Source organism: Mesorhizobium sp. WSM4904 (genome assembly GCF_029674545.1).
Taxonomy (GTDB): Bacteria; Pseudomonadota; Alphaproteobacteria; order Rhizobiales; family Rhizobiaceae; genus Mesorhizobium.
This window is the reverse complement of record NZ_CP121354.1, coordinates 2,803,477-2,829,631: the sequence shown is the minus strand read 5'-3', so window position 1 is coordinate 2,829,631 and position 26,155 is coordinate 2,803,477. Positions and strand designations below refer to the sequence as shown.

The 26,155-nt window shown below is 62.5% G+C and carries 24 protein-coding genes; 10 read left to right on the top strand and 14 right to left on the bottom strand.

From position 1 onward, the window contains the following. Positions 1-496 precede the first annotated feature (496 nt). The 4 genes from QAZ47_RS13510 (at position 497) to QAZ47_RS13495 (ending at position 6,894) form a co-directional block, all read left to right on the top strand. A complete protein-coding gene (locus tag QAZ47_RS13510) occupies positions 497-1,270 on the top strand; it encodes an SH3 domain-containing protein (RefSeq protein ID WP_347566941.1) in 774 nt (257 codons plus the stop codon). A 209-nt stretch (positions 1,271-1,479) separates the two neighbouring features. Continuing rightward, positions 1,480-4,971 carry a carbamoyl-phosphate synthase large subunit gene (gene carB, locus QAZ47_RS13505; protein WP_278233581.1) on the top strand — a complete coding sequence of 1,164 codons (3,492 nt, stop codon included), beginning with the start codon at positions 1,480-1,482 and terminating at the stop codon, positions 4,969-4,971. A 213-nt stretch (positions 4,972-5,184) separates the two neighbouring features. Next, positions 5,185-6,246 carry a DUF262 domain-containing protein gene (locus QAZ47_RS13500; RefSeq protein ID WP_278233580.1) on the top strand — a complete coding sequence of 354 codons (1,062 nt, stop codon included), beginning with the start codon at positions 5,185-5,187 and terminating at the stop codon, positions 6,244-6,246. Then, on the top strand, positions 6,247-6,894 hold the full coding sequence (locus tag QAZ47_RS13495; protein WP_278233579.1) for a hypothetical protein: 648 nt from the start codon (positions 6,247-6,249) through the stop codon (positions 6,892-6,894). A gap of 1 nt (position 6,895) precedes the next feature. Here QAZ47_RS13495 and QAZ47_RS13490 read toward each other — a convergent pair whose 3' ends face one another. From QAZ47_RS13490 to QAZ47_RS13450, 9 genes are all read right to left on the bottom strand, one after another. Then, positions 6,896-7,750 carry a hypothetical protein gene (locus tag QAZ47_RS13490; protein ID WP_278233578.1) on the bottom strand — a complete coding sequence of 285 codons (855 nt, stop codon included), beginning with the start codon at positions 7,748-7,750 and terminating at the stop codon, positions 6,896-6,898. Positions 7,751-7,947: 197 nt separating this feature from the next. Next, entirely contained in the window at positions 7,948-8,412 is a 465-nt protein-coding gene (locus tag QAZ47_RS13485; protein ID WP_278233577.1) for a cupin domain-containing protein, read from the bottom strand. Positions 8,413-8,853: 441 nt separating this feature from the next. Further along, positions 8,854-9,420: a DUF4142 domain-containing protein gene (locus QAZ47_RS13480; RefSeq protein ID WP_278233576.1), complete on the bottom strand. Its 567-nt coding sequence runs from the start codon at positions 9,418-9,420 to the stop codon at positions 8,854-8,856. Between the two features lie 100 nt (positions 9,421-9,520). Then, positions 9,521-10,276 carry a DUF899 family protein gene (locus QAZ47_RS13475; protein ID WP_278233575.1) on the bottom strand — a complete coding sequence of 252 codons (756 nt, stop codon included), beginning with the start codon at positions 10,274-10,276 and terminating at the stop codon, positions 9,521-9,523. Between the two features lie 120 nt (positions 10,277-10,396). Next, on the bottom strand, positions 10,397-11,221 hold the full coding sequence (locus tag QAZ47_RS13470) for a carbohydrate ABC transporter permease (RefSeq protein WP_278233574.1): 825 nt from the start codon (positions 11,219-11,221) through the stop codon (positions 10,397-10,399). A 1-nt stretch (position 11,222) separates the two neighbouring features. After that, the gene (locus tag QAZ47_RS13465; RefSeq protein WP_278233808.1) at positions 11,223-12,137 is read right to left on the bottom strand and encodes a sugar ABC transporter permease; all 915 of its coding nucleotides are present in this window, start codon (positions 12,135-12,137) and stop codon (positions 11,223-11,225) included. 95 nt (positions 12,138-12,232) lie between these two features. After that, entirely contained in the window at positions 12,233-13,501 is a 1,269-nt protein-coding gene (locus QAZ47_RS13460) for an ABC transporter substrate-binding protein (protein ID WP_278233573.1), read from the bottom strand. 388 nt (positions 13,502-13,889) lie between these two features. Continuing rightward, on the bottom strand, positions 13,890-14,387 hold the full coding sequence (locus QAZ47_RS13455) for an N-acetyltransferase (protein WP_278233572.1): 498 nt from the start codon (positions 14,385-14,387) through the stop codon (positions 13,890-13,892). Positions 14,388-14,454: 67 nt separating this feature from the next. Further along, positions 14,455-15,432 carry a transglycosylase SLT domain-containing protein gene (locus tag QAZ47_RS13450; RefSeq protein ID WP_278233571.1) on the bottom strand — a complete coding sequence of 326 codons (978 nt, stop codon included), beginning with the start codon at positions 15,430-15,432 and terminating at the stop codon, positions 14,455-14,457. 175 nt (positions 15,433-15,607) lie between these two features. Between QAZ47_RS13450 and QAZ47_RS13445 the strand changes: the two genes are divergently transcribed. Further along, entirely contained in the window at positions 15,608-16,177 is a 570-nt protein-coding gene (locus QAZ47_RS13445; protein WP_278233570.1) for a methylated-DNA--[protein]-cysteine S-methyltransferase, read from the top strand. A gap of 21 nt (positions 16,178-16,198) precedes the next feature. Here QAZ47_RS13445 and QAZ47_RS13440 read toward each other — a convergent pair whose 3' ends face one another. Further along, on the bottom strand, positions 16,199-16,528 hold the full coding sequence (locus tag QAZ47_RS13440; RefSeq protein ID WP_278207237.1) for a hypothetical protein: 330 nt from the start codon (positions 16,526-16,528) through the stop codon (positions 16,199-16,201). 274 nt (positions 16,529-16,802) lie between these two features. Between QAZ47_RS13440 and QAZ47_RS13435 the strand changes: the two genes are divergently transcribed. Next, complete coding sequence (locus QAZ47_RS13435; protein ID WP_040970890.1) at positions 16,803-17,015, top strand: cold-shock protein; 213 nt, start codon at positions 16,803-16,805, stop codon at positions 17,013-17,015. Between the two features lie 245 nt (positions 17,016-17,260). Then, positions 17,261-17,461, top strand: coding sequence for a hypothetical protein (locus QAZ47_RS13430; protein ID WP_278207235.1), 201 nt, complete (start codon positions 17,261-17,263; stop codon positions 17,459-17,461). Positions 17,462-17,732: 271 nt separating this feature from the next. Here the strand turns inward: QAZ47_RS13430 and QAZ47_RS13420 are convergent, their stop codons facing one another. The 3 genes from QAZ47_RS13420 to QAZ47_RS13410 form a co-directional block, all read right to left on the bottom strand. Continuing rightward, positions 17,733-18,341 (bottom strand): glutathione S-transferase family protein, encoded by a 609-nt coding sequence (locus QAZ47_RS13420; protein WP_278233568.1) that lies wholly within the window; start codon positions 18,339-18,341, stop codon positions 17,733-17,735. Between the two features lie 87 nt (positions 18,342-18,428). Further along, entirely contained in the window at positions 18,429-19,304 is an 876-nt protein-coding gene (locus QAZ47_RS13415) for an EAL domain-containing protein (protein ID WP_278233567.1), read from the bottom strand. Continuing rightward, entirely contained in the window at positions 19,301-20,197 is an 897-nt protein-coding gene (locus QAZ47_RS13410) for an EAL domain-containing protein (protein ID WP_278233566.1), read from the bottom strand. Before QAZ47_RS13410 ends, QAZ47_RS13415 begins: the two co-directional genes overlap by 4 nt. A gap of 208 nt (positions 20,198-20,405) precedes the next feature. On the opposite strand from QAZ47_RS13410, the gene QAZ47_RS13405 reads away from it, so the two are divergent. After that, entirely contained in the window at positions 20,406-21,608 is a 1,203-nt protein-coding gene (locus tag QAZ47_RS13405; protein WP_278233565.1) for a pyridoxal phosphate-dependent aminotransferase, read from the top strand. A 64-nt stretch (positions 21,609-21,672) separates the two neighbouring features. Here QAZ47_RS13405 and QAZ47_RS13400 read toward each other — a convergent pair whose 3' ends face one another. Further along, a complete protein-coding gene (locus tag QAZ47_RS13400; RefSeq protein ID WP_278233564.1) occupies positions 21,673-22,068 on the bottom strand; it encodes a cupin domain-containing protein in 396 nt (131 codons plus the stop codon). 310 nt (positions 22,069-22,378) lie between these two features. Here QAZ47_RS13400 and QAZ47_RS13395 point away from each other — a divergent pair, with 310 nt between their 5' ends. After that, positions 22,379-23,908: an EAL domain-containing protein gene (locus QAZ47_RS13395; RefSeq protein WP_278233563.1), complete on the top strand. Its 1,530-nt coding sequence runs from the start codon at positions 22,379-22,381 to the stop codon at positions 23,906-23,908. A 169-nt stretch (positions 23,909-24,077) separates the two neighbouring features. Continuing rightward, positions 24,078-26,129: an elongation factor G gene (locus QAZ47_RS13390; RefSeq protein ID WP_278233562.1), complete on the top strand. Its 2,052-nt coding sequence runs from the start codon at positions 24,078-24,080 to the stop codon at positions 26,127-26,129. Positions 26,130-26,155 lie beyond the last annotated feature (26 nt).

The window sequence follows — 26,155 nt, the reverse complement described above, 5'->3', positions numbered from 1 at the left end:
GACACCGGGATTTCGAAAGGTGCAGGGTGAGCGGTGAGATTTTCGCCGTTTCTGTGAAATCAGCGCAAGCGCTGGGGACTAGCTGAAGCCTCTCAACCTCGTCATCCCAGGGCGAAGCAGGAGCGAAGCTCCGTCGCGGAGACCCTGGGATCCATGCCGTTACCTTGATCGAAGGGTGCAAGCGGAGCAGAATTCTGCATCGTAGCAGCGCTCTGAAGTCACAGCATGGATCCTCGGGTCTGCGCGGTACGCTTCGCTTCCCGCTCCGCCCGAGGATGACGACGGGATGGGCATTTCGGCCAATCGCCAAGGCATGTGCCCTGCCAAGGTAAGCATAGCCAGGCCGACGCGTCCATTTTGGAGATGACATGCGACGGCAACCTCCCCTAAAAACGCCGTGGCTTGAGGTGGGCGCGCCGATTCTGGTCGCGCCTGACAATTGCAGTGCATTGCCCGTGGCCGAAGGATGAAGCGCAAAGTCACGCTCCGATCGATATTGCTGATCGCCGCCCCTTTGCTGCTGGCCGCCATGCCGGCTTTGGCCGAGGAGGCGCCGGCGGCGATCATTTCGATTATCGGCGGCCTGGCACCCGACGATCTCCTCAACATTCGCGCCACCGCTTCGCCGGGCGGCAAGATCGAGGCGCGCCTGCCGAACGGCGCGGCCGTGAAGAACTACGGCTGCAAGCTCGTCAACAACTATCCCTGGTGCAAGGTCGAGGATACGCAGGACGCGCACATCACCGGATGGGCGCCCGCCCGCTATCTCAGCCCCAACAACCCGGCCCCTGCGCCGGAAGATGCCGCCGTCCCGGCGACTGCGGCCGCCGCGCCTCAGCCCTCCGAGGAGCAGCCGGACATCGCGTCGCGCCTGGGCGCCAGCGAGCCGGCCGAGCCGCCATCCGCGGCCGACATCAGCGTGACCGCCATGCAGGACGCCTATCGTCTCGCCTTCGCGGCCTCGGCGTCGTCTGCCGAAGAATCCGACACCCCTGCCCCCGATGCCGCCGGCGGCATTCCCTGCGCGCGCCGCATCGGCCAGCCGATGACCCGCTGCGAGGTGAGCGTCGCGCGTAAGGATGGCGACAGCGCCGTGACCGTGACCTGGCCGGACGGCGGCACGCGCGTCATCAACTTCCATGGCGGCATGCCCGCCGGCTCGGACTCGCCGGATAAATTTCGCTACACGCGCGAAGGCAGCTTGAACATGATCCGCGTCGGCGTTTCCGAGCGGTTCGAGATCACCGACGCGCTGGCATTAGGGGAGTAAGGGAATAGGGGAGTAAGGGAGTAGGGAAAGAATGCCTACTGCCCTACTGCCCTACTGCCCTGCTTCTCTCATTTTCGGGGTTACATCCGCCAAAACTCTTCCCTATAAGGCCCTCCTAGCCTGATACCAGAATCGCAAGCACAACCGGCCGGGTCCTCCCCCCGCCCGGTTTTTCGTGCAAGCCGCTCGCCGAACGGAACCAACTGCCTATGCCAAGACGCACCGACATCAAGTCGATCCTGATCATCGGGGCCGGCCCCATCGTTATCGGCCAGGCATGCGAGTTCGACTATTCCGGCACCCAGGCCTGCAAGGCGCTGAAAGAGGAAGGGTTCCGCGTCATCCTGGTCAACTCCAATCCGGCCACGATCATGACCGACCCGGAGCTGGCCGACGCCACCTATATCGAGCCGATCACGCCCGAAGTGGTGGCCAAGATCATCGCCAAGGAGCGCCCCGATGCGCTTCTGCCAACCATGGGCGGCCAGACGGCGCTGAACACGGCGCTGTCGCTGCGCCGCATGGGCGTGCTCGACCGCTATCAAGTAGAGATGATCGGCGCCGACGCCGCGGCCATCGACAAGGCCGAGGACCGCGCGCTGTTCCGCCAGGCGATGAGCAAGATCGGCCTCGAGACGCCGCGCTCGATGCTGGCCAACGCCACCGACGTCAAGGATGCCGACCGCAAGATCCACGAGGCCGAGCGCGCCGCGCTGAAGGCGGAGCACCCCGAAAACCTCGACGCCGCGCTCGACGCGCTGGAGACGCGCTGGAACCTCGGCGAAGGCGACCGCAAGCAGCGCTATATCAGCCATGCCATGGCGATCGCCGCCCAGGCGCTGGACCATGTCGGCCTGCCGGCGATCATCCGCCCCTCCTTCACCATGGGCGGCACCGGCGGTGGCATCGCCTATAACCGCGCCGAATTCTACGACATCGTCCAGTCCGGCCTCGACGCCTCGCCCACCACTGAGGTGCTGATCGAGGAAAGCGTGCTCGGCTGGAAGGAGTATGAGATGGAGGTCGTCCGCGACAAGGCGGACAACTGCATCATCATCTGCTCGATCGAGAACCTCGATCCGATGGGCGTGCACACCGGCGATTCCATCACCGTGGCCCCTGCCCTGACGCTCACCGACAAAGAATATCAGATGATGCGCAACGCCTCGATCGCGGTGCTGCGCGAGATCGGCGTCGAGACCGGCGGCTCCAACGTGCAGTTCGCCGTCAACCCGGCCGACGGCCGCCTGGTGGTGATCGAGATGAACCCGCGCGTTTCACGCTCCTCCGCGCTTGCCTCCAAGGCGACCGGCTTCCCGATCGCCAAGGTCGCGGCGAAACTTGCCGTCGGCTACACGCTGGACGAGCTGGAGAACGACATCACCGGCGGCGCGACGCCGGCCTCGTTCGAGCCGTCGATCGACTACGTGGTGACGAAGATCCCGCGCTTTGCCTTCGAGAAATTCCCCGGCGCGGAGCCGGTGCTGACCACCGCCATGAAGTCTGTGGGCGAGGTGATGGCCATCGGCCGCAGCTTCCAGGAATCGCTGCAGAAGGCTTTGCGTGGTCTCGAAACCGGCCTGACGGGATTGGACGAGATCGAGATCCCCGGCCTCGGCTCCGCCGATGGCGGCGACGACCGCAACGCCATCCGCGCCGCCCTCGGCACGCCGACGCCAGACCGGCTGCGCATGGTGGCGCAGGCGATCCGCATGGGCACCTCGCTCGAGGACGTGCACGCCATGTGCAAGATCGACCCGTGGTTCCTCGAGCAGATTGCCGGCATCATCGCCGTGGAAGAGCGTATCCGCGAGCATGGCTTGCCGCGGGACGCCGCCAATCTGCGCATGCTGAAGGCGATGGGTTTCTCCGATGCTCGCCTCGCCTCGCTGACGAAGACCGACGCGGAAGTGATTCAGAACATTCGCGAAAAGCTCGGCGTTCATCCGGTTTATAAGCGCATCGACACCTGCGCCGCCGAGTTCGCCTCGCCGACCGCCTATATGTACTCGACCTACGAGACGCCGTTTGCCGGCGAGCTCGCCAATGAGGCGCGCGTCTCGTCGCGCAAGAAGGTCGTCATCCTCGGCGGCGGCCCCAACCGCATCGGCCAGGGCATCGAGTTCGACTATTGCTGCTGCCATGCCGCCTTCGCGCTGCGCGACGCCGGCTTCGAGGCGATCATGGTCAACTGCAACCCGGAGACCGTCTCGACCGACTACGACACCTCCGACCGGCTTTATTTCGATCCGCTGACGCCGGAGGACGTGCTGGAGATCCTGCGCGCCGAGCAGGCTTCCGGCGAGCTCGTCGGCGTCATCGTCCAGTTCGGCGGCCAGACGCCGCTCAAGCTGGCGGATGCGCTGGAGAAGGCCGGCATCCCGATCCTCGGCACCTCGCCCGACATGATCGACCTCGCCGAAGACCGCGACCGCTTTCAGAAGCTTCTGCACAAGCTCGGCCTCACCCAGCCGAAGAACGGCATCGCCTATTCGGTCGAGCAGGCGCGCCTCGTCGCCGCCGAGCTCGGCTTCCCGCTGGTGGTGCGCCCGTCCTACGTGCTTGGCGGCCGCGCCATGCAGATCATCTACAACGAAGGCATGCTGCAGACCTATCTGCTCGACACCGTGCCCGGCCTGGTGCCGGAGGACATCAAGCAGAAATACCCCGCCGACAAGACTGGCCAGATCAACACACTGCTCGGCAAGAACCCGCTTCTGTTCGACACCTATCTGACCGGCGCCACCGAGGTCGACGTCGACTGCCTGTGCGACGGCAAGGAGACCTTCGTCTCCGGCATCCTGGAGCATATCGAGGAGGCCGGCATCCATTCGGGCGACAGCGCCTGCTCCCTGCCGGTGCATTCGCTCCACCCCGACCTCGTCGACGAGCTGGAGCGGCAGACAGCAAACTTGGCTCGCGCGCTCAATGTCGGCGGCCTGATGAACGTGCAATACGCGATCAAGGACGGCACGGTCTATGTGCTGGAGGTCAACCCGCGCGCGTCGCGCACCGTGCCTTTCGTCGCCAAGACCATCGGCCGCCCGATCGCCAAGATCGCGGCCCGCATCATGGCCGGCGAGACGCTGGAAAACGCCTTCGCCCATTACGGCGCCATGCCCGACCCGCGCAGCCCGGGCCACATCGCGGTCAAGGAAGCCGTCTTCCCCTTCGCACGCTTCCCCGGCGTCGACATCCTGCTCGGGCCGGAAATGCGCTCGACCGGCGAGGTCATGGGCCTCGACCGCGACTTCGCCCTGGCCTTCGCCAAGAGCCAGCTCGGCGCAGGTGTCGATCTGCCGCGCTCCGGCACGCTGTTCGTCTCGGTGCGCGACGAAGACAAGAAGGGCATCCTGCCGGCGGTAAAACGCCTCGCCGGCCAGGGCTTCAAGGTCCTCGCCACCTCCGGCACCGCCCGCTTCCTCGCCGAGAACGGCGTGACGGCGGAAAAGATCAACAAGGTGCTCGAAGGCCGCCCCCACATCGAGGACGCCATCCGCAACCGCCAGGTCCAGATCGTCTTCAACACCACCGACGGCCAGAAGGCGGTGTCGGACTCGAAGTCACTGCGCCGCGCCACGCTGATGCAGAAGGTGCCGTATTACACGACGCTGTCAGGCGCGGCTGCGGTGGCGGAGGCGATTGCGGCACTGCGAGCGGGGAATCTGGAGGTTCGGCCGCTGCAGGAGTATTTTGGGTGAGGGTGACGAGCCGTCATTTCGAGCTTTGATGAGAGCAGGCGGCAGCTCATGCGCTTCTCGGGGCCACGCAGGTGGCAGCCCCAACACCGTCACGAAACACCAAATTTCTACCGAAAACTAAGCTGACGCTGCTCCTTGCTGAGCGCAATTCCGTCTTATATCCTTAGGCTTCACGCCCTTCGCTATTTAACATCCAGAATCGACGACATAAGAATGAGAAAACCTGATAGAAGTAACTATACTCCTCTGGATTTTCTCCAATGGGACGAGGCCGGAACCCTTGCAATTTCTCCTAAATTTCAGCGAAGAGGTGTCTGGAGCAGGGCTGCTCAATCGTTTCTTATCGATACTCTCCTCCTTGGATTGCCTGTGCCTCCGATATACCTGAGAGTAACGCAGGATCAGGGTAGAAAAGCTCTTGTACGTGAAGTCGTCGACGGTCAGCAACGTGTAAGCGCAATACTGGGGTTTATGCGGGATAAATATGCTCTAACGAAAAATATTGAATCCCCCTATATCGGGAAACGGTTCTCAGACCTTGATCAAGATGCCAAGGATCGCATATCTCAATACTCTCTCATCTGTGAAGTATTTTATGGCGTCGAAGATAGCGACATATTAAGGATATTCGCAAGGTTAAATACGCACTCCGTTAAGTTGAATGCACAAGAGTTGCGCAATGGAAAGTATTTTGGACAATTTAAAAGGTCTTCTTATGATCTCGCTGTCGAGCATCTTGAGTTTTGGAGAAAAAATAGAATCTTCACAGAGCAAGGCATTGCTCGAATGCAAGAGGCAGAACTAACAAGTGAGCTTATAATAGCTATGATTTCTGGGTTGCAAGATAAAAAGAAATCAATTGATGGATTCTATGCCAAATTTGATGAAGAATTTCCCGAAAGAGGGCAAGTAGAAGATCGCTTTCGCAAAACCATCGACGCCATCAATGTCTCGGTCGGGGATGAATTACCTTCAACAGAATTCCGCAGGGTGCCACTTTTCTATTCACTTTTTACAGCCACCTACCATCGCATATACGGCCTGCCAAGGATTGAACTGCAGACCTCTGCCACGGGGCGATTTAGCCGCAGCGACGCAGAGACACTCCAGATAGCAGTTTTGAACCTATCCAGCATACTCGTCTTGGCCAAAGAAGACGACGGGGAGGTACTCGAGGGTTATGAGACGTTTATTCGCGCGTGTTCACGGCAAACCGATAACTTGCGCCCGCGGCAAATCCGCCTTGAGAATATATATGGATCGGCATTCCGTTGAATGCCGAGGCAGCTACCTCATCTCGACGTCAGCTTCCAACATGATGTTGATGCTGCATTGATTCTTATATCAAGAATCGAAGCGGTGAACGCGTTTGCTCAGGGCCGTCAAATCGCTCGCCTCTCGACTGCAAATATAGAGCTTTCATATGAGCTTAGTTATCTAAGAATATTTCTTTCTTGGGAAGTCCTCCTGGAGGAAAGCCTGCTTCGGCTATTGTGCGGTTATCGGCATTCCGGCGGACAGGAGCCGTTGCGGCAAAATCAGACCTATTTCAGGACGATAGCGGATGCCGAAGCAGCCATTCTTGGCAATCAACTGTACAAACTGTGGCACAATCCGGGGCAAGTTATCAATCGTGCGCGCGCCTATCTTAATAATAGCCGCTATGAAATAATAGTAGCCTCAGCGCAGGCGCGATTGCAGCACTTCGCCGCTATTCGCCACCGCATAGCACATGCTCAAGACCATGCCGCTCGCGAGTTTGATCAAGCCACCATGTCGTTAGCAGGTCGCCGCTACCCTGGGTCACGCCCGGGAAATTCCTTCGAGATCGCGTACCCAACACGCAACCACCTATCCGTTGGGTGGATTCTATCTCAACGGATCTCGTTGCACTCTCACGACAAATTTGCACATGAGGTGTAAGCTACCCAATTTTTTCAATTGGTGAATTCATTGCAGCTTGCAATTGGGCCAACGAGCCTTTCTGACCAAGTCTAAAAATATTCCACGCTTTAATGATGACAGACGCTCGAACAAGCTCGTGAATTCTGCCATTATTATTTACTTTTTGCGAGTGAAGAAGCGCTTGCATAGTATCGATTATCTGGTACGGGCCATTTCTCTTTCCCGTCATCCACGCATCATAGAATTCAGAGTATTTACCAGTATCTGATTTAGAGAATTTGTACAGAAGAGCAGAAGCTTGGCCAGCAGGATGGGCATACTGCTTATTTATCGAACGTCCACGAGACAGAAAAGGTTCAATGTCAGGATACTTGTTCTTCACGAGACCGAGGATGAAATCCGGACCTAAGGTATCGCGGTTGTATGGATTTGTATCGAGCAAATAGGCCCACCGTACGGCTGATGCCAGTGTAGAGGCATACTTGTATCCAGCAATATGCAGGACGTCTGCTGCGTTCCTCGGCTTTCCGATATCCATTCTACCGAAAAGAGCTGGATCAATATTAAAGACAACATGCGTTTTAAAGTTCCTATCCGCTCTTACGCATGCCGCAAGTCGATTCTGCCCGTCCAAAAGGCGCCCGTCGCTGCCAAATTTGATGGTGTCTCCAGTAAGGCCCCACCTGCTTGAGCTTATATCGGCGGTGAATTGCTGAACCTTGTTTGGCTTTTGTGGTCTGTTTCCTCTGTTTCTCTGGTCCAAAAGAATTTTTGCGGTCTTCGGATCGATATCAACAATCCGGCTCGTCTCTGGAGGGTTTCTAATTAGTCCCTCGATTTCGCCGAGCGCCTGTAGACTCTGATCTGCTATCATTTCGTCCTCCCACCCATTCAAGAGTGTACACAAGGCCGGCCATGTACACAACATGTACGTTTTAGACGGCAGAACACTGGCATCGCAGGCCTTATGCATTTAAGAGCCTTAGACGTAGTTAGCGCCGCTACGCCAGGCGTCGTGGTCTTATCTACCGCGTGAACGCCGCATACTGGGCGAGACTGTTGATGCCAATTTCACCCCTGCCCCGGATACGGCACCCCATCCTTGTGCAAGAACCGTCCATCCGAGCTTGGGCTCATCATGTCGATGTCGGAGCAGGTGATGAGATCGTCCGGGTTGCGCGAGCCGACTTCCAGGTAGCGCGCCGTCACTGACGAGCGGTTGATCATGTGGTGGCCGTCGCCGCTGTCCTTGGCGAACGTCGCGCAGTCGCCCGCCCTGAGCAGCGTTTCGCCGCCGTCCTCGACCAGCGTCAGCTCGCCTTCCAGCACATAGACGAACTCGTCCTCATGGCTGTGCCAGTGGCGCTGGCTCGACCAGCCGCCGGGCGGCAGCGTCATCAGGTTGACGCCGAAATCCTCCAGCCCGCCGGCATCGCCGAGGCGCTGTCGTGTGCGGTCGGCGCAAGGGAGGTCGAAGGGCGGCGGATAGCCCGAGCCCTTGCGGACGGGTACGGATGACAGGTCGATCTTGGGCATGGGTGATCGCTCATTCGGTTCGGGTCGACATTCTGCCGCGAAAAAGGGCGGACGCAATCGTTTCGCCTACCGGCAGAGGTTGGCGCTGCCCCTCATCTGCCTGCCGGCATCTTCTCCCCGTAGAACGGGGAGAAGGGAGCTGGCCGCGACGTCAGCGCCCTTTCTGCAACCTCGGAAATTGGCGAAACCGTCGGCGCAAGCGTCTTTCTCCCCGTCTCTAGACGGGGAGAAATGCCCGGCAGGGCAATGAGGGGCGGCGCCGGCGTTTGGTAAGGTATGGATCGAGCAGCGGCAACTATCTATCCGAAGCCCCGCTACTATCCAACCAACGTCGGCGCTGCCCCTCATCTGCCTGCCGGCATCTTCTCCCCGTGGAACGGGGAGAAGGGGCTGGCCGCAACGCCGGCGCCCTTTTTCTGCAAGGCACTCATCAGGTGCTGTTCAACTCCCCTGATGCGCCACGGCCAGATCCTTCGCATGCTTCTCATGCATCTTCAGCACCGGCAGCTCTTTCTTGGCGAATTCCTTCATCGCCGGGTCGTCGCCTGACTTCGCGTAGGTGCTGAACAGGGCGACCGCATCCTTGTGCGCGTCGGTCTGCATCTTGATGTATTTCCGGTCGAAATCCTTGCCGCTGGCGCTCTTCAATTCGCCGAGCATCTGCTGCTCCCTGGGTTGCAGCGCGGGATCGGAGGGCTTGATCGAGGCGGTCGTCTGGCCCTGGCTCAGCGCCGCCTTGAAGTCCTCGCCGATCTTGGCGTGGTCGGCGATCATCTGGCCGGCGAAGGCCTTGACGTCGTCCGACGCCGACTTCTCTTGCGCCAGCTTGCCCGACTGGATCTCGAATTCGTCGGCGTTGGGCACGGTGGCGACGAAGGTTTGGGTGTCGACCTTGTCCTCGGTCACCATGGGGCCAACCGCATCCGGGCTGGTGTCGTCCGACTGGGCAAGGGCAGCCGGCGCGCCGGCGAGCAGCGCGATGGCGGCCAGGGGCAGAAGCGTTCTCATCTGAAGTCTCCGATCCGGAACAGCCCCTCTGCCACCTCAAACGCGGCACCGGCGTCGGGGTTGCCTGGAAAGACCGGCGCCGGAACAGCCCGCCTTGCCGTCAGTGGCAGGACGCTTCGGCGGCGCGTTCGGAATATTGCAGCTGCTCGTGCCAGTCCGGGCGGCCGTCCGGAGTGAAATCCATCAGGTTCCACAGGATCTCGCAGGTGCCGATCGCGCGCGGATCCTGGCCGGGCTCGGTCGGCGCGAAGCCAAGCTCCGACGACCAGAAATGACGGATGCCGTCGTCGTCGCGCCGGAACACCGAAAGCAGCGGTATCTGCGCGCCGTCGCTGGTCTCGGAATTGTAGTCGCGCTTGAAGCTGTTGCCGGCCGAGGAGACGAGCCGCATGTTCTTCCAGCCGCGGTCGCGGCCGAGCGCCGTCAGATTGTCGAGCGCGGTCTTCGCCACCACGGCGAAGTTGAAGCCCGCCGCCTCCAGATGGCCGACGGCGCCGTCCAGCTGGTCGAGCAGCGCGGTGCAGGACGGGCATGGCTGGTCCGCTCGGGCAAGCTTCGCCGTCTCGCCGCTCGCCGCCACGGCGCGCGTTTCCTGCGGATGGCGCGGAAACATCATCTGGTAGAGGATCAGCGAGTCCTTGCCCGGCTGGAACAGGTCGGACAGGCTGACCCGCGTCGCCCTGCCCTCGCCGTCCAGCCCGTCGAAGAGATAGTCGTGCGACACCAGCCCACCCGGCGGCAGCGCGCGTCTGGCCGCGGCCACGGCTTCCATGGCGCGGCGCAGCTCGATTTCCTTTTGCAGGAGCTTCTCGCGGGCGGCGCGATATTTGGCGGATTCGTTGGGAAAGGTGATCATGGCTTTCTCCTTGGCCGTCGCGCCGGCGTCCCGGCGCGGGTTGCACTACGACCGAAGGACGTGTCGCGCCGGCTGCATCCGACACTTTTGGCGCGTGCCGCCCTCACTTTCTTCTGACGCCTATCCCTTGACCCCGCCGGCGGTGAGACCGGAAACGATCTTGCGCTGGAAGATCAGCACCAGCACCACCAGCGGCACGGTGACGATCACCGACGCGGCCATGATGTTGCCCCACGGAATTTCGAACTGCGAGGTGCCGGAAAGCAGCGCGATCGCCACTGGCACGGTGCGCTGCGCATTGTTGGAAGTGAAGGTCAGCGCGAACAGGAACTCGTTCCAGGCGCCGATGAAGGCGAGCATGCCCGTCGTCGCCAAGGCCGGCCACATCAAAGGCAGGAAGACGCGGGTGATGATGATCCAGGGTGTGGCGCCGTCCAGGATCGCCGCTTCCTCGATCTCGACCGGCAGGTCGCGCACGAAGGTGGTGAGCACCCAGACGGTGAACGGCAGGGTGAAGATCATGTAGGAGAAGATCAGCGCGATCAGCGAATTGTAGAGGCCGGCCCAGCGGATCATCTCGAACAGGCCGGCCAGCACCGCCACCTGCGGGAACATCGAGACCGACAGGATGCCGAGCATCAGCGCCGCACGGCCGCGAAAACGGATGCGCGCCAGCGAATAGGCGGCGGTGACGCCGAGCAGCAGCGAGATCAGCACGACCGCGCCCGAGACGACCAGCGAGTTCACGAGATTGCGCAGGAAGGTGCCTTCGGTGATCACGTTCCGGTAGTTGGCGAGGCTGATCGTATGCGGCCACAGGTTCGCCTCGAAGAGCTCCGTTCCCGATTTCAGGCTGGTGGCGATGGCGTAGTAGAACGGGAAGACCGCGATGAAGATGATCACTGCCACCAGCAGATAGAAGGCCGCGCGTTTCAGGATCGCCATCTCAGCGGCCTCCTTCCAGGCTTATCCGGGCGATGCGGATGTAGGAAATGGTGAGCAGCGCGAGGATCAGGAACAGCAGCGTCGAGGCGGCCGAGCCATAGGCGAACTTGTCGAACTCGAACAGGTTCTCGCGCGCGAACACCGACATCGACTTGGTGTGCACATTGTTGGGCGTCAGCACATAGATCAGGTCGAAGATGCGCAGCGCATCGAGCGCGCGGAAGATCACCGCCACCATCACCGCCGGGCGGATCAGCGGCAGGGTCACCCGCCAGAAGATCTGCCACGGATTGGCGCCGTCGAGCTTTGCCACCTCGATGATCTCGCGCGGCAGCATCTGCAATGCTGCAAGGATCAGCAGCGCCATGAACGGCGTCGTCTTCCAGATGTCGACGATCAGCACCGCGACCATCGCCGTGTCGGCGCTGGCGGTCCAGGCGATCTTGGCATGGATCAGGCCGAGGTTCAGCAGCACGACATTGATGATGCCGAACTGGTCGTTGAGCATCCATTGCCACATCTTTGCCGAGACGATCGTCGGGATCGCCCAGGGAATGAGGATCGCCGCCCTGACGATGCCGCGTCCACGGAACTCGGCGTTGAGCACGAGCGCGACGATCATGCCCAGGATCGTCTCGCAGGTCACCGAGACCGCCGTGAAGCGCATCGTGTTCCAGACGGCGCGCCACCACACCGGATCAACCAGCAGCCCGTCATAGATCGTGCGGCCGCTCGGCATGCTGAGCATCGAGAAGTAATTGGCGAAGCCCACCCATTGGCGGGCGTCGAGGTCCGACAGCGAGGCGTCAGTGAGGCTGAAATAGACGGTGCGGATCAGCGGCCAACCGGCGACGGCGGCAAGCACCGCAAGCATCGGCGTGAGGAACAGCCAGGCCGAGCGCACGCGCTGCGCCATCAGCCGTGAGCGCGGACGCCGGGTGGCGACTGCTTCCGGCGCCCGTTTCGTCTTGCCGCCGCGGACGCCCGAGCCGGCTTCTGCCGGCGCCGCGGTCACCAGCCGCTGCCTTTCAGCTTGGTCAGCGTCACTTCGAGATCGGCGAGATTGTCGGCGGCGCTGCCCTCGCCGGACAGGGTCTTGTGCACGGCGGTCCAGAACTGGCTCGACGCCTCGTTGTACTTGACCTTGACCGTCGCCGAGGGCCGCGGCGCCGCGTTGAGGAAGACCTCTTTCCAGCGCGGAACGATCGGCTGTTCCTTGGCGATGTCGGCATCGTCATAGAGCGCCTGGATGGTCGGCAGGGTCGATCTCTTCAGAGTCCGGTATTTCTGCATCTCGGGCGAAGCGATGAACTTGACCATGTCGATCGCCGCCTCCGGGTTCTTCGAATATTTGGAGACCGCGAGATTCCAGCCGCCCAGCGTCGCGACCGGCCGCGCGCCTTCGCCCTCCCCCGCCGGCAGCGGCGCCACGTCGAACTTGCCCTTGATGGGTGAATCTCCGCCGTTGCCGAGCGCATAGGCATAGGGCCAGTTGCGCATGAAGACGGCGTTGCCGGTCTGCCAGACGCCGCGCGCTTCCTCTTCCTGGTAGGCGAGCACGCCCGGCGGCGAGATGGTGCCGATCCAGCCCTTGACCATGTCGAGCGCGGCCGCCGCCTTTGGATTGTTGACGGAGACCGTGCCGTCCGGATCGATGATCTGGCCGCCGCCATTCGACATCACCCATTCGAGCGCGTCGCAAGTCAGCCCCTCATAGGCATTGCCCTGGAAGACGAAACCCCACATGTCCTTGTTGCCGGCGGCCCGTTCCTTGTCCATCACCAGCTTCGCGGTGTCGGCCAACTCCTTCCAGGTGGTCGGCACCTTGGCGCCGTATTTGTCGAGCAGATCCTTGCGGTAGTAGAGCGCCGGCGCGTCGGTGTAGATCGGCAGCGCGACCAGCTTGCCGTTGACGGTCTGCGACTGGATGATCGAGGGGAAGTGCTTGGCCACGATGTCCTTGGTCGCATCGGTCAGGTCGACGAGCTGGCTGGCGAGCTGCGGCGCCCAGATCACGTCGGTCTGGTAAACGTCGATGTCGGTGTTTCCGGCGGCTAGCCACAGCTTGTACTGGCCGAACTGGTCGGTCGTCGACGGCGGCATGACGACGATGTTGACCTTGTTGCCGCTCTGCTTCTCGTAGCGGTCGAGTATCTCGCGCAGCACCTTGATGCCGTCGCCGGTGTCGCCCGACACGATCGACAGGTCGACCGCATGAGCTGGGACTGCGGCGAACATCGCGCCGGCCGCAAGCGCAAGAAATGCGTGAAGAAGCTTCATGGCGGTGGACCTCCCTTTGGAGGCTGGCGGCCGAGACTGCGCGCGCCGACAGCCATCAGATGCCCACCCAGCACTTGAATGCGGAGCGCCGCTTTGGGTTCCAACATCAGCTATTCGGCATGAATCGGCCGCGTCTCGGCCGCTGATCGAAGCGCAAGAATTCAATCTGGCTGGATGGAAGGGCGGATTTCAAACCAAAGCGGGCGGGCTCCGAAACCCGCCGCCCCGGAGCCCGCCTTGGAGTGGCTGACGCATGCCGGCACAGCCTCCTCCGACGCCTTGCCCGCGTCGATCCGCCGATCGGCCGCCCGGCACGACGACGCATTAGCATGCCCTAACGTCATCCTATGTGAAGCGGTTCACAATGCCGGTGGTCGGTGGAAAATCATTAACCTTCCCAGCCGACGGGGATCATGCCCAGCCGCTCATAAAGCCTGAAGGCGGCGGCGTGCCTGACCGTGTTGGTCTTGAGGTCGACATGGATCGCGCCCCTGTCCCGAAAGGCAAGGAAGACATGCCGCATCAGCGCCTCGCCGATGCCGCGTTTTCTGGAACCCGGGTGGACCGCAAGATCCTTGACGAAGCCGGCCGTCCAGCAAAGCGCGGCGCCGGCGAGCAAGCCCTTGCCGTCGATGACCAGGAAGCAGAGATCGGGATCGAACTCGGCATCGCCCGAGATACGCTCCCACCAATCGTCGAACGGGCCGTCGGCGCCGTCGTCGAACGCCTCTTCCAGGAGCGCATGCAGGGCCTGCGCATCCCTGTGCTCGAAGGGGCGCATGATGAATCCGTCCGGCCAATGCGGCGCGGTCAGCGCATCGTCGAGAAGCTTGCGAAGGCGGATGTCATTGGGGGCCGGCGGGCGAGGATCTTTGTTCTCATGCATGTCCCTGCCCCAGACAGCTACGCCCCCAAGTTGCGCACTCTTGGGTGACCTGCGCCGGGTAGGACGCTCAGGCGCCCGGCTGCAGGCGGCGGCGGTCGACGCCGAGGCCCGTCTGATCGAGCAGACCCTTGCGCTTGGCGTCGTAATAATAGCCGGTCTGGTAGAGCGTGTCGGCGCGCTTGGCGTTGCCGCCCGAGACCAGCCAGGCGCCGCGCAGATATTTGACCGCGTATTTGAGATTGGTCTCGGCGTCGAACAACCCGCTCGCCGGCCCGGCATAGCCCATGCCGCGCGCCGTCGCGTGCTTGATCTGCATCAGCCCCCAATGGCCGTGATTGTAGGCTTTCGGGTTGAACGTGCTCTCCCGGTTGACGACATGGCGCACCAGATCGACCGGCACTTCGTAGATCGCCGAATACTTCTCGATCAGCCGCTCGATCTCGGCGCGCGGGCCGCTGGCATGCTGTTCGGGCTGGACCGGTTGGGCAAGCAGCGCCGGGTTTTGCGGCACCACATAGGCGGCCTGCTGGACGCCCGGCATGGGAGCCACCTTGGCTGACTGACCGGTGACCGGCATGACAACGCCGGCGGTCCTGTAGACGGCTGCCTGCTTGAGCGAAGCGGGGCCGGTCGGCGACGCGCCGGCCATCAGCACCGGCGGCGGCGGGAACTGGCCGGCGACGGGTGTCGAACCGGCGAATGCCGTGGGTTGCGCCGGCGGCGGAAGCGCGGTGCCAGGTTGCACCGGCGGCGGCAATGGCGCGCCAGGCGTCGTCGGCGCGCCGGGCATCGTCGCCCCAGAAGTCACCAACGCCACGGCATCGCCGGCTAGCGCCGCCGTCTGTACCTGCGCGAGGCCGGAAGGCTCAGGCAGCACGGCCACCGTCTCAGGCAGCGCAACGGTCGGTGTATCGTCCTCGACGGCCGGCGTCGAAGCCGCCGCAAGCGCGGGCGTGGCCTTCATCTGCGAGGTCGAGGTACAGCCGCTGAGGCCGGCAGCGGCAACGAGCACGCCGATCGCGGTGAGGATGATTTTCGCTGCCAAGCCCTGCAGGTCCGATTGTCGGTTGTTAAAAAGTCCTTACACCAGCGATTCCAACCGGGCAATCGGGGCCAATATGCAGGTTTCGGGTGGCGAGACTCGGAGCAAACTGCGATATTGTTCCCTATCTGTACTGGAGATGTACCTGTTTTTCGCAGTTTGCGGAAAGGAGCGCACCATGGAAAACGCATCACCGATCACGGCCGGCCACGCAGTGTTAGAAACAGTGATCGGCTTCATGGGCATTGCCTGGAGCGAAAAGGGCCTGATCCGGCTCTGCCTGCCCGAACGCAGCCGCGAAGCGGTCGAGCGCCGGCTGTTTCGCAATGCCGGTGTTTCGAGAGCCACCGAGCAGCCGAAATGGGTGGTCGAATTGATCGCTTCGATCAAGGCCTATACAGCCGGGGAGGATGTCGATTTCTCCGGCGTGCCGGTCGATCTCGACGGCGTCGACGATTTCCGCCTCGCCATCTATGACGCCGCGCGCAAGCTCGGCTTCGGCGAGACCACCACCTATGGCGAACTGGCCAAGCGCGCCGGCCATTCCGGCCTCGCGCGCGAAACCGGTGCCGCCCTCGGCGCCAATCCGGTGCCGCTGGTCATTCCCTGCCACCGCATCCTTGCCGCGGGCGGCAAGATCGGCGGCTTCTCTGCGCCTGGCGGCTCCGCCACCAAGGAGAAGATGCTGGCCATGGAAGGCGTGCGCGTCGGTCCGCCGCCGGCCGCGCAGGCTTCGTTCGGGTTCTGAAAAGTTGCCGGGCGCCAAGCCCTAGCGATGAGGAAAGAGCCGCCGGCGGAAATGCCGGTCGAAGTCCGGCCGCTTGCACACATAGACCGGGCAGGACCTGGTGTCGGCGCTGGGCACATAGGCCCGCGCCCTCACCTCGCCCATGTTGCAGAAGCGCTCGTCCCGGATATAGCGGTCATAGAGCGGCAGCCCCGGCACGCGCGTCGACTGGTAGCGCAGGATGACGGCGCCCTGCCTGGCGATCGTCGCCTGCACGCGATCGCAGCTCATGCGCGTCGGGTCGTAGCGCGCGGCAGCCTGTGCCTCGGCGGCCACCAGCATCAGGCAGGCGGCAAGCAGAATTCTCCTCATGATCCTCTCCTACAACAGCGAACGTGTCTTCCCTCAACAACGCACGCCTGGCCTCAAGCTTCCACGCGATTGGAGCGCCCATCGCACGCTATCTCGGTGCGTGCCGGCAACTCCATCTTGTTTTCGTTCCCGAACCATACTATATGCGGCACATTGAATTTGGCCGATCGATCGGGCCTCGCGATCTTCGCGTTTGCTGACGTCTCCAAAATTTCGATACCACCGGCCGGGTTTTTGGCCCGGTCAAACGAAGCAAATGCGAAGGGCATTTTACATGGCAACTGGTACAGTCAAGTGGTTCAACGCCACCAAGGGCTACGGCTTCATCCAGCCTGACAATGGCGGCGCGGACGTTTTCGTCCACATCTCCGCCGTCGAGCGCGCTGGCATGACCACCCTCGTTGAGGGCCAGAAGATCAACTTCGAGATCGAGCAGGACCGCCGCACCGGCAAGTCCGCTGCTGGATCTCTGAGCAAGGCAGCCTGATTTTTGCGATGGCGCGCGCCGAACGAAGGTTCGGGGCGCGCGGCAAGTCACGGATGTACTGACGGTCGCGCGATAAGCGCGCCGGAGCGGAAGGACCCGACAAGCCGAAGCAGCAGATTGCTGCCGGCCCGGCCTAACGCTCCCGATCAGGCTACCGGCATAGGAAGGCGGGCATTGTCCCGCCTTTTTTGTTGGCTATATCGCCGCCATTGGCCTCGTTGGCCCAACTATGTTATTTGCTGGCCATGACCAAGCTCGAACAGATTGAAAAGTCCGTCGCCGAACTGAACCCCGAAGAACTGAAGGCATTTGCCGCATGGTTCGAGGCGCTTCAGGCCGACTTGTGGGACAAGCAGATCGAAGCCGACGCAAAGGCGGGCCGGCTGGACAAATTGGTGGCCGAGGCTCGTGCCGAGATAGCCGCCGGTAAGCTGCGCGACCTGTGAGGCACCGCGCTACGGCCAGTTTTTGGACGAAATATAACTCCTTGCCAAAAGCCGTTCGCCGTGTGGCCGACAAGAGCTTCACGTTGATGAAGAGCAACCCGCGGCATCCATCGCTTCATTTCAAAAAGGTAGGCGAACTCTGGTCAGCGAGAATAGACGACAACTATCGCGCCTTGGCTCTAGAAAGTACCGACGGCTATCATTGGATCTGGATCGGCACTCACGCCGAATATGATCGCCTTATCAAATAGCACCCCACACGAGGGTTGAACTAAGGCACCCACTCGATCGGCACGTGCCCCTTGTCCGCCTCGACGCGCGTCAGCCACTCCACCACTGCCGGATAGGCGTCGAGCTGGAAGCCGCCCTTCTCGGCGGTGTGGGTGTAGGCATAGAGCGCGATATCGGCGACGCTGTAGGCGCTGCCGGCGAAGAAGGCGTTCTGCTCCAGGTGCTTGTTCATCACGCCGAGCGCCTTGTTGCCGCGCTCCAACGTTTGCGCCAGCCTTTCCGGCGTCGCGTCCTTCGCCCTTTCCGGGAAGGTGAGCAGCGCCTTGCGCACCGCGATATAGGGCTCGTGGCTGTACTGCTCGAAGAACAGCCACTGATAGGCCAGCGCCCGCTCGTATCTGTCGGCCGGCAGGAAGCGTGTGCCTTCGGCGAGATAGAGCAGGATGGCGTTGGATTCGGCGATACGCCGGCCGTCGTCGAGCTCGAGCAGCGGCACCATCGCGTTCGGGTTCTTGGCGACATAGTCGGCCTTGCGCGTCTCGCCGGTATGCGAGCTCACCTCGATGCGGGTGAAGGGAATGCCGAGCTTTGCCATCAACAGACGCGGCTTGTAGCAATTGCCGCTGTCGATCATGTCATAAAGGATCATGGCCCCTCGCTTCGCGCGTCGAATGTCGAGAAGCCTCTAACCCGCCCGCGCGCGTTTCATCCAGTGATTTGTTTTTAGGGGAAAGCATCAGCGGCGCTGATGCAATTGCACGACCTTGTTGTCGATGCCGAGCAGCGCATCGACCGACAGCGGCTCGTCGTTGAAGATCGTGCCGGCGAGCGCCGGGCGGGCAAGGTGATATCCCTGCAGAAGGTCGACGCCGCCGTCGAGCGCGACGCGCAGATGCGTGGCCTGCTCGATGCCTTCGACCAGCACCTTGGCGCCGCGGTCGTGCAGCATCGAGACCAGCGGCCGGAAGAACCGTTCGGCTGCGGCATGACGGCAGAGCTCCGCGAACCAGCCGCCGTCGATCTTGACGATGTCGGGCGACAGAAGGCCGATGCGCGCTTCGGTCGAATGTCCGGTGCCGAAATCGTCGACGGCGATGCGGATGCCGTCACGCCTCATCTCGCGCATGAGGCTGGCGAGCACCTGATCGTCGGCCGCCTGTTCGGTGATCTCGCAGACGAGCTTGGTCGGCTCGAGGCCGAAATCGCCGAGATGCCTGGTCATAAGGCGGATCTCGGCCAGTGCCCGCCCGAGGTGATCGTTGATCATCGGGTCATAGTTGAAGAACAGGGCAAGCCCGTCGACGCCGATGTTGCGGTAGTTGCCCAGATGCAGCATCCGGCACATCGTCTCGACGAACAGCCGGTCCGATGCCGCGACGCTGTCGAAGAAAACTTGCGGCGCAACGGGGGTTGCGACGCGGCGCGGCTCGATCAGCGCTTCGACGGCGACAGGTTTGAGCGTACTGCCCCGCGGCGCGAAGATCGGCTGATAGGCGCTCCACAGCCGGAACTCGCCATAGACGCCGAACTGGAGGCCGATCTCGTCGGCGAAGATCGCCTCGGCGACATTGCGCCGCCTTTCTGGGCGCCGCCTCTCGGGCCGCACGATCATGGCGTCACCTTGCGTCCAAACGCCTTAGTCGGGCGCGCTGGCGCCACCGAAGCGGGCCTGGCGGCAGCGGCTTTGCCCTCCTCGGTCGCGGGCGCCTGCGCACTCTTGCCGAAGACGCGAAAATTGGTGGACGCCAACTCCGGCCTGGCGAGCACATAGCCTTGCACCATCGAGGCTCCGGACTTCTCGGCGAGCTCCAGCTGCCAGCCTTCCTCGATGCCTTCGAAGACCGTGCGGATGCCCTGGCTTTCGAAGCTCTTCACCATCGCGGTCAGCAGCGCGAATCCTGCCCCGGACTCCATGAGCTGGGTGATCCAGTGGGCGTCGAACTTGACGATGTCCGGCCGCAATTCCTTGACGCGGTTGATGTCGGAATCGTCGGCGCCATAGTCGTCGACGGCGATGCGGAAGCCGTTGGCTCGCAGCGCTTCGACAAAGCTGTAGAGCGTTTCCTGCGAGGCCGACTTCTGCTCGGTCACCTCGCAGACGATGCGGCGCGGGTCGATGCCGGCCTCGTGCAGCACCAGGCGCATGTCGCGCAGCGCCTTGTCGACAATGGCGCGGTCGGTGAACACCGACGGATCGAAATTGATGAAGATGGATGCCTCTTCCGGCAGGCACGCGCCGGCGTTGAGCAGATGCAGCGTCCTTGTCAGCGCCTCGATATGCAGCCGGTCGGCCGCCGGGCAGGTACCGAAGAAGCTCACCGGCGATTGCGGCTCGCCATCGCGGAACGGCCGGATCAGCCCCTCGAAGGCGGCGACCGAAAGCTTGCCTCCGTTGAAGGCGAAGATCGGCTGGAAGGCGCTCTGCAGCGTGTAGATGCCCCAGACACCGCTGGAGGTGCCGTCGTCATGACGGATGATATGGGCAAGCCCGATGCTGCGCGACAAAGGTCCCTCGCTCCGCCAGCGCGGCGGAATTCAATCAGCCATCCTGCCAGCCAAGGGTTTACCGGTCGTTGATGAATTTATAATTGCCGCCGCTCACGCCACCTTGACTTGTGGATCATCCGACAATGCTTGCGCTGGAGCCTGCGATGCGACATGAGAGGCGCCGCGGCCGCTCCTGGCCGCGCCCCTCTCTTGGAGACGCTTAGTCATGGCCTTTCTTGCCGACGCCCTTTCCCGCGTGAAGCCTTCCGCGACCATCGCGGTGACGCAGAAAGCGCGCGAGCTGAAAAACGCCGGCCGTGACGTCATCGGCCTCGGCGCCGGCGAGCCTGACTTCGACACACCAGACAACATCAAGAACGCGGCGATCGACGCGATCCGCCGCGGCGAGACCAAATATCCGCCGGTCTCCGGCATCGCGCCGCTGCGCGAGGCGATCGCGAAAAAGTTCAAGCGCGAGAACAATCTCGACTACCGGCCCGAGCAGACCATCGTCGGCACCGGCGGCAAGCAGATCCTGTTCAACGCCTTCATGGCGACGCTGAACCCCGGCGACGAGGTCATCATCCCCCGTCCCTATTGGGTGAGCTATCCGGAAATGGTGGCGATCTGCGGCGGCACCTCCGTCTTCGCCGACACCTCGATCGACAACGGCTTCAAGCTGACGCCGGAAGTGCTCGAAAAGGCCATCACGCCGAAGACCAAGTGGCTGCTGATGAACTCGCCATCCAACCCGTCGGGCGCAGCCTACACCGAGGCCGAGCTACGCGCGCTGGCCGACGTGCTGCTCAGGCATCCGCATGTATGGACGCTGACCGACGACATGTACGAGCACCTGACCTATGGCGACTTCGTCTTCAAGACCATCGCCGAGGTCGAGCCGAACCTCTACGAGCGCACGCTGACCATGAACGGGGTGTCGAAAGCCTATGCCATGACCGGCTGGCGTATCGGCTACGCCGCCGGCCCGGTACCGCTGATCAAGGCGATGGACATGATCCAGGGCCAGCAGACTTCCGGCGCCTGCACCATCGCGCAATGGGCTTCCGTCGAGGCGCTCAACGGCCCGCAGGATTTCATCGCGAAGAACAAGGCGATCTTCCAGGGGCGGCGCGATCTCGTCGTCTCGATGCTCAACCAGGCGCGCGGCATCTCTTGCCCGTCGCCGGAAGGCGCCTTCTACGTCTATCCGTCCTGCGCTGCGCTGATAGGCAAGAAGACGAAGAGCGGCAAGGTCATCGATAGCGACGAAGCCTTCTGCTCGGAGCTGCTCGACGCCGAGGGTGTCGCGGTGGTGTTCGGCTCGGCCTTCGGCCTCGGCCCGAACTTCCGCATCTCCTACGCAACGTCGGATGCGCTGCTGGAGGAGGCCTGCACCCGCATCCAGCGCTTCACCGCATCGCTGACCTGATCGGCGACCCGGCCAGCCAATGAGAAAACCCGGCTTCATCAAGCCGGGTTTTTTGTTGGGCTTCTCAGCCGCCATACTGCTCGTCGGAGACCGCCTCAAGCCAATCGGCGTGGCTGCCGTCCAGCGCCTCTTGCATGGCGACATGCGTCATGGTGGTTTTTGGTCCGGCGCCGTGCCAGTGCTTTTCGCCGGGCGCGAAGGATATGACGTCGCCCGCTCTGATCACCTCGACCGGCCCGCCCCATGTCTGCGCAAGCCCGGCCCCTGCCGTGACGTAGAGCGTCTGGCCGAGCGGGTGCATGTGCCAATGGGTGCGGGCGCCCGGTTCGAAACTGACCAGCGTCGCCCTCAGCCGCGCCGGCGCCTCCTTCTCGATGATCGGCGTCTGCAGCACCTTGCCGGTGAAATACTTCTCCGGCGCGATGATCGTCGGCACGCTGCCGCACGCAATGATCTTCATCGTTCAAATCCTCAATCGTTGACGAAACATGAAGCCGCAAGCGGCGCATCCCAGGATGTAGTTTCAACCGGCTGTGAGGCTAGTGCAACCGGCGCTTCCGGGTGCAGACGGCGACGGGTGTCGAAGCAGCTTTGGGGTTGCGTCAAATCTTTTTTGTTAGCTGTTTAAAATACCGTCATAAATTGTTGCTTTTTAACCATAAAATTAGGCGATCAGCCGAGCATCGGAGAACGGAGCAAGACAGTCGTCGCGCTCAATGTCTTTTTAACCGCTCGGCTCTAGCCATGGCCCGTGCTGTGGGGGCGCGGACATGAGCATCTTGGCGACAATCAAGGATCATAGCGGCAGGATTTACCGCGGTATTCAGGCGCTGCTCTTGGCGAGCATCGCCGCCACGGCGATTGCCACCTTTGGCCTGACCGAAGATGCCTCGCGCACCGCGGCTCTCGCCGTGTCGGTCGCATCGACCGGCCTTGCGCTCCTGGTGCTGATGTATATGCGCTCGAGCGTCGTCCAGCGCTTGCGGTCGGCGGCGGACGCTGAAGCCGAGAAGCACCGTTTTCTCAGCGTCGACGCAATGACCGGCGCCATGACCCGCCGCTATTTCCTCGAAGCATTGAGCGACAGGCTGGGCAGCTTGCGCAACCGGCGGCAAGCAAGCCTGCTTTTGATCGACCTCGATCATTTCAAGCAGCTCAACGACACCTTTGGCCACCAGTTCGGCGACCTTGCCCTTGCTTATCTGGTCAAGGAGGCGGAGCGCATCTTTGCCGACGGCATCATCGGACGGCTGGGCGGTGACGAGTTCGGCATCATCGTCCCGCATGGTGACGCGGCTGCCCTCAACAAGGATGCGCGCCGGCTGCTCGACGCGATGCGGGCCGGAAAGCGGCATGAAGGCAAGATCATTCCACTATCGATCTCGTTGGGGGTCGCGCTTGCGCCGCTGCACGCTTCCAATCCCACCGAGTTGATGTTGCTTGCCGACCTCGCGCTCTACGAAAGCAAGGCGGCAGGCCGGGGCCGCGTAACCGTCTTCGACGAGGAGATGCTGTCGGACAAGCGCTATCGCCGTCTCGTGGAGCGTGAATTGCGCGCCGCCGTCTATCTTGGCGAGCTGGAGCTCCACTATCAGCCGATCGTAGGCACCGAGGGCTCCATCGACGCGCTCGAGGGCTTGATCCGCTGGCGCCATCCCGTCCGCGGCCTGATCTCGCCTGCCGAGTTCATCCCGATCGCCGAGCGCTCGACCTTGATCGACATGATTGGCGAATGGGTGTTCAAGCGCGCCTGCGCCGACATCGGCCACTTTCAGGGGCGGCGTATCTCGATCAACGTCTCCGGCGAGCAGTTGAAGCGCGACGAGATCGTGACGATGTGCGAGCGCATTCTGCGCGAGACCGGCAGATCGGCGTCCGAGTTCATCATCGAGATCACCGAGACGGTCGCAATGGCCGCCACGCCGGAAATCCTCAGGCGCCTCGAAGCATTGCGCGGGCTTGGCTTCCATATCGCGCTCGACGACTTCGGCACCGGCCATTGCGGCTTCAACTATCTGAAGACGCTCCCGATCGACAGCGTCAAGATCGACCGTTCCTACATCCGCAGCCTCGCCCACGACCAGGTGGCGCAGATCTTCGTTTCCGCTCTGGCTCAGATCGCGCGCATCCAGGACATCACCATCGTCGCCGAGGGCGTCGAATCGTCGGAGGAGTTCACCCTTGCCCGCACCGCTGGCTGCAGCCGCTTCCAGGGCTATTTCTTCGGCAAGCCGGCGCCGCGCGACAAGACGAGCGTGCTGTGCGCCACCGATGGCGAGCCGCTCGCGCTCAGCGCCTGACAAACTGGACGCCTGACAAAACCAAAGCCGGCGCATTTCCTATTTTTCTTGCCCTCTCCGCGAACCCGTGTGACGATGGCCTTGGGCAGGTGGTGAGCAACAACCCCGCCCGCGACGGCCGAACAGGCCGGCCGCCGCTCCCAGGGAAACGCCTGAGTGGAGGTCAGCCATGGGTACTCGCGCCGGAGGACGACGCACGGGACCGAAATGCATTGCCATAGTCGGTCCCTTCGCAAGCGGTAAGACGACACTTCTCGAAGCAATCCTAGCCCGCACGGGCGCCATCCCCCGCCAGAATCCCGTTTCATCGGGCAACACAGTTTCCGATCATTCGCCAGAAGCCCGCGCCCACGCCATGAGCGTCGAGGCCACCTTTGCCACCACGGAATTCATGGGCGAGCAGTTCACCTTCGTCGATTGCCCCGGCTCCATCGAATTCGCCTTCGAGGCCGAGCCGGTGCTTGCAGCCTGCGATGTCGCAGTCGTCGTTGCCGAAGCGGACGAAAAGAAGATACCCGCGCTCCAGCTCATCATGCGCAAGCTCGACGATCTCGGCGTGCCGCGCATCCTGTTCCTCAACAAGGTGGACAAGGCGATCGCCGGTGTGCGCGAGACGCTTAAGATGCTGCAGCCGGCGAGCTCGGTGCCGCTGCTGCTTCGCCAGATTCCGCTGCGCAAGGACGGCGTCGTCATCGGCTCGATCGATCTGGCGCTCGAGCGCGCCTATGTCTACCGCGAATATGCCGAGAGCCAGATCGCCGAGATTCCGGACGACGACAAGGCGCGCGAGCTCGAGGCCCGCTTCTCGATGCTGGAGACGCTGGCGGACCATGACGACCAACTGATGGAACAGTTGCTGGAGGAGATCGAGCCGCCGAAGGACGCGATTTTCGATGACCTCGCCGCCGACCTTCGTGCCGGCACGGTAACGCCGGTGCTGATCGGCACGGCGGAGAAAGGCAATGGCGTGCTGCGCCTGTTGAAGACGATCCGCCACGATGCGCCCGATATCGAGGCGACCCGCAAGCGCTTGGGCGCGCCGGACGGCAGCCAGACGGTCGTGCAGGTGATGAAGACCATCCACACCGCGCATGGCGGCAAGCTGTCCGTGTCGCGCGTGCTTTCGGGGCAATTGGCAGATGCGGCCGAGCTCTTCCTCTCCAACGGCGACGCGACGAAGGTCTCCGGCATCTACAAGATGTTGGGCAAGGACCAGTTGAAGCTGTCATCGGCCAGGGCCGGCGACACTGTCGCGCTCGGCAAGCTCGATAACGTCAGGACCGGCCAGACGCTGAGTTCCGCCAAGAGCGGCATCAAGCCTCTCGTCACGCTGGAAGCGCCACAGCCGGTCTTTGCCTTCGCGCTGCGCCCCAAGGAGCGCAAGGACGAGGTCAAGATGTCGGCGGCAATCCAGAGGCTTGCCGAGGAGGACCCTTCGCTCAGCCTGCACCACAACCAGGACTCCGCGGAGACCGTGTTGTCGGGGCATGGCGAAATGCACTTGCGCGTGGTGCGCGAGCGCCTGGAGGGCAAGAACCAGATCCCGATCGAAGGTCACTCGCCGGCGGTGCCTTATCGCGAAACGATCCGTAAATCCGCCCAGCAGCGCGGCCGCCACAAGAAGCAGTCCGGCGGCCATGGTCAGTTCGGCGACGTCGTGATCGAGATCAAGCCACTGCCGCGCGGCTCGGGCTTCCAGTTTACCGACACCATCACGGGTGGCGTCGTGCCCAAGACCTACATCCAGTCGGTGGAGACGGGCATTCGCGATTATCTGAAGACGGGTCCGCTCGGCTTCCCCGTGGTCGATGTCGCCGTCAACCTGTCCGACGGTTCCTACCATGCGGTCGATTCCTCCGATATGGCCTTCCAGATGGCGGCGAAGCTGGCGATGAAGGAAGGCATGGCGGCCTGTTCGCCGGTTCTGCTGGAGCCGATCATGAAGGTCGAGATCGTGACGCCTTCCGACGCGACCTCGAAGATCATCGCGCTGATCCCGCAGCGGCGCGGCCAGATCCTTGGCTATGACGCACGGCCGGACTGGCCCGGCTGGGACGTGGTCGAGGCGACCATGCCCCAGGCCGAGATCGGCGACCTGATCATCGAGTTGCGCTCGGCGACGGCCGGCGTCGCCAGCTACAAGGCGGCCTTCGACCATATGGCCGAGTTGACCGGCCGCCTGGCCGACGAGGCGATGAACGCCAACGGCAAGGCCGCCTGACTGATCTCGCTGATGATATGAAAACG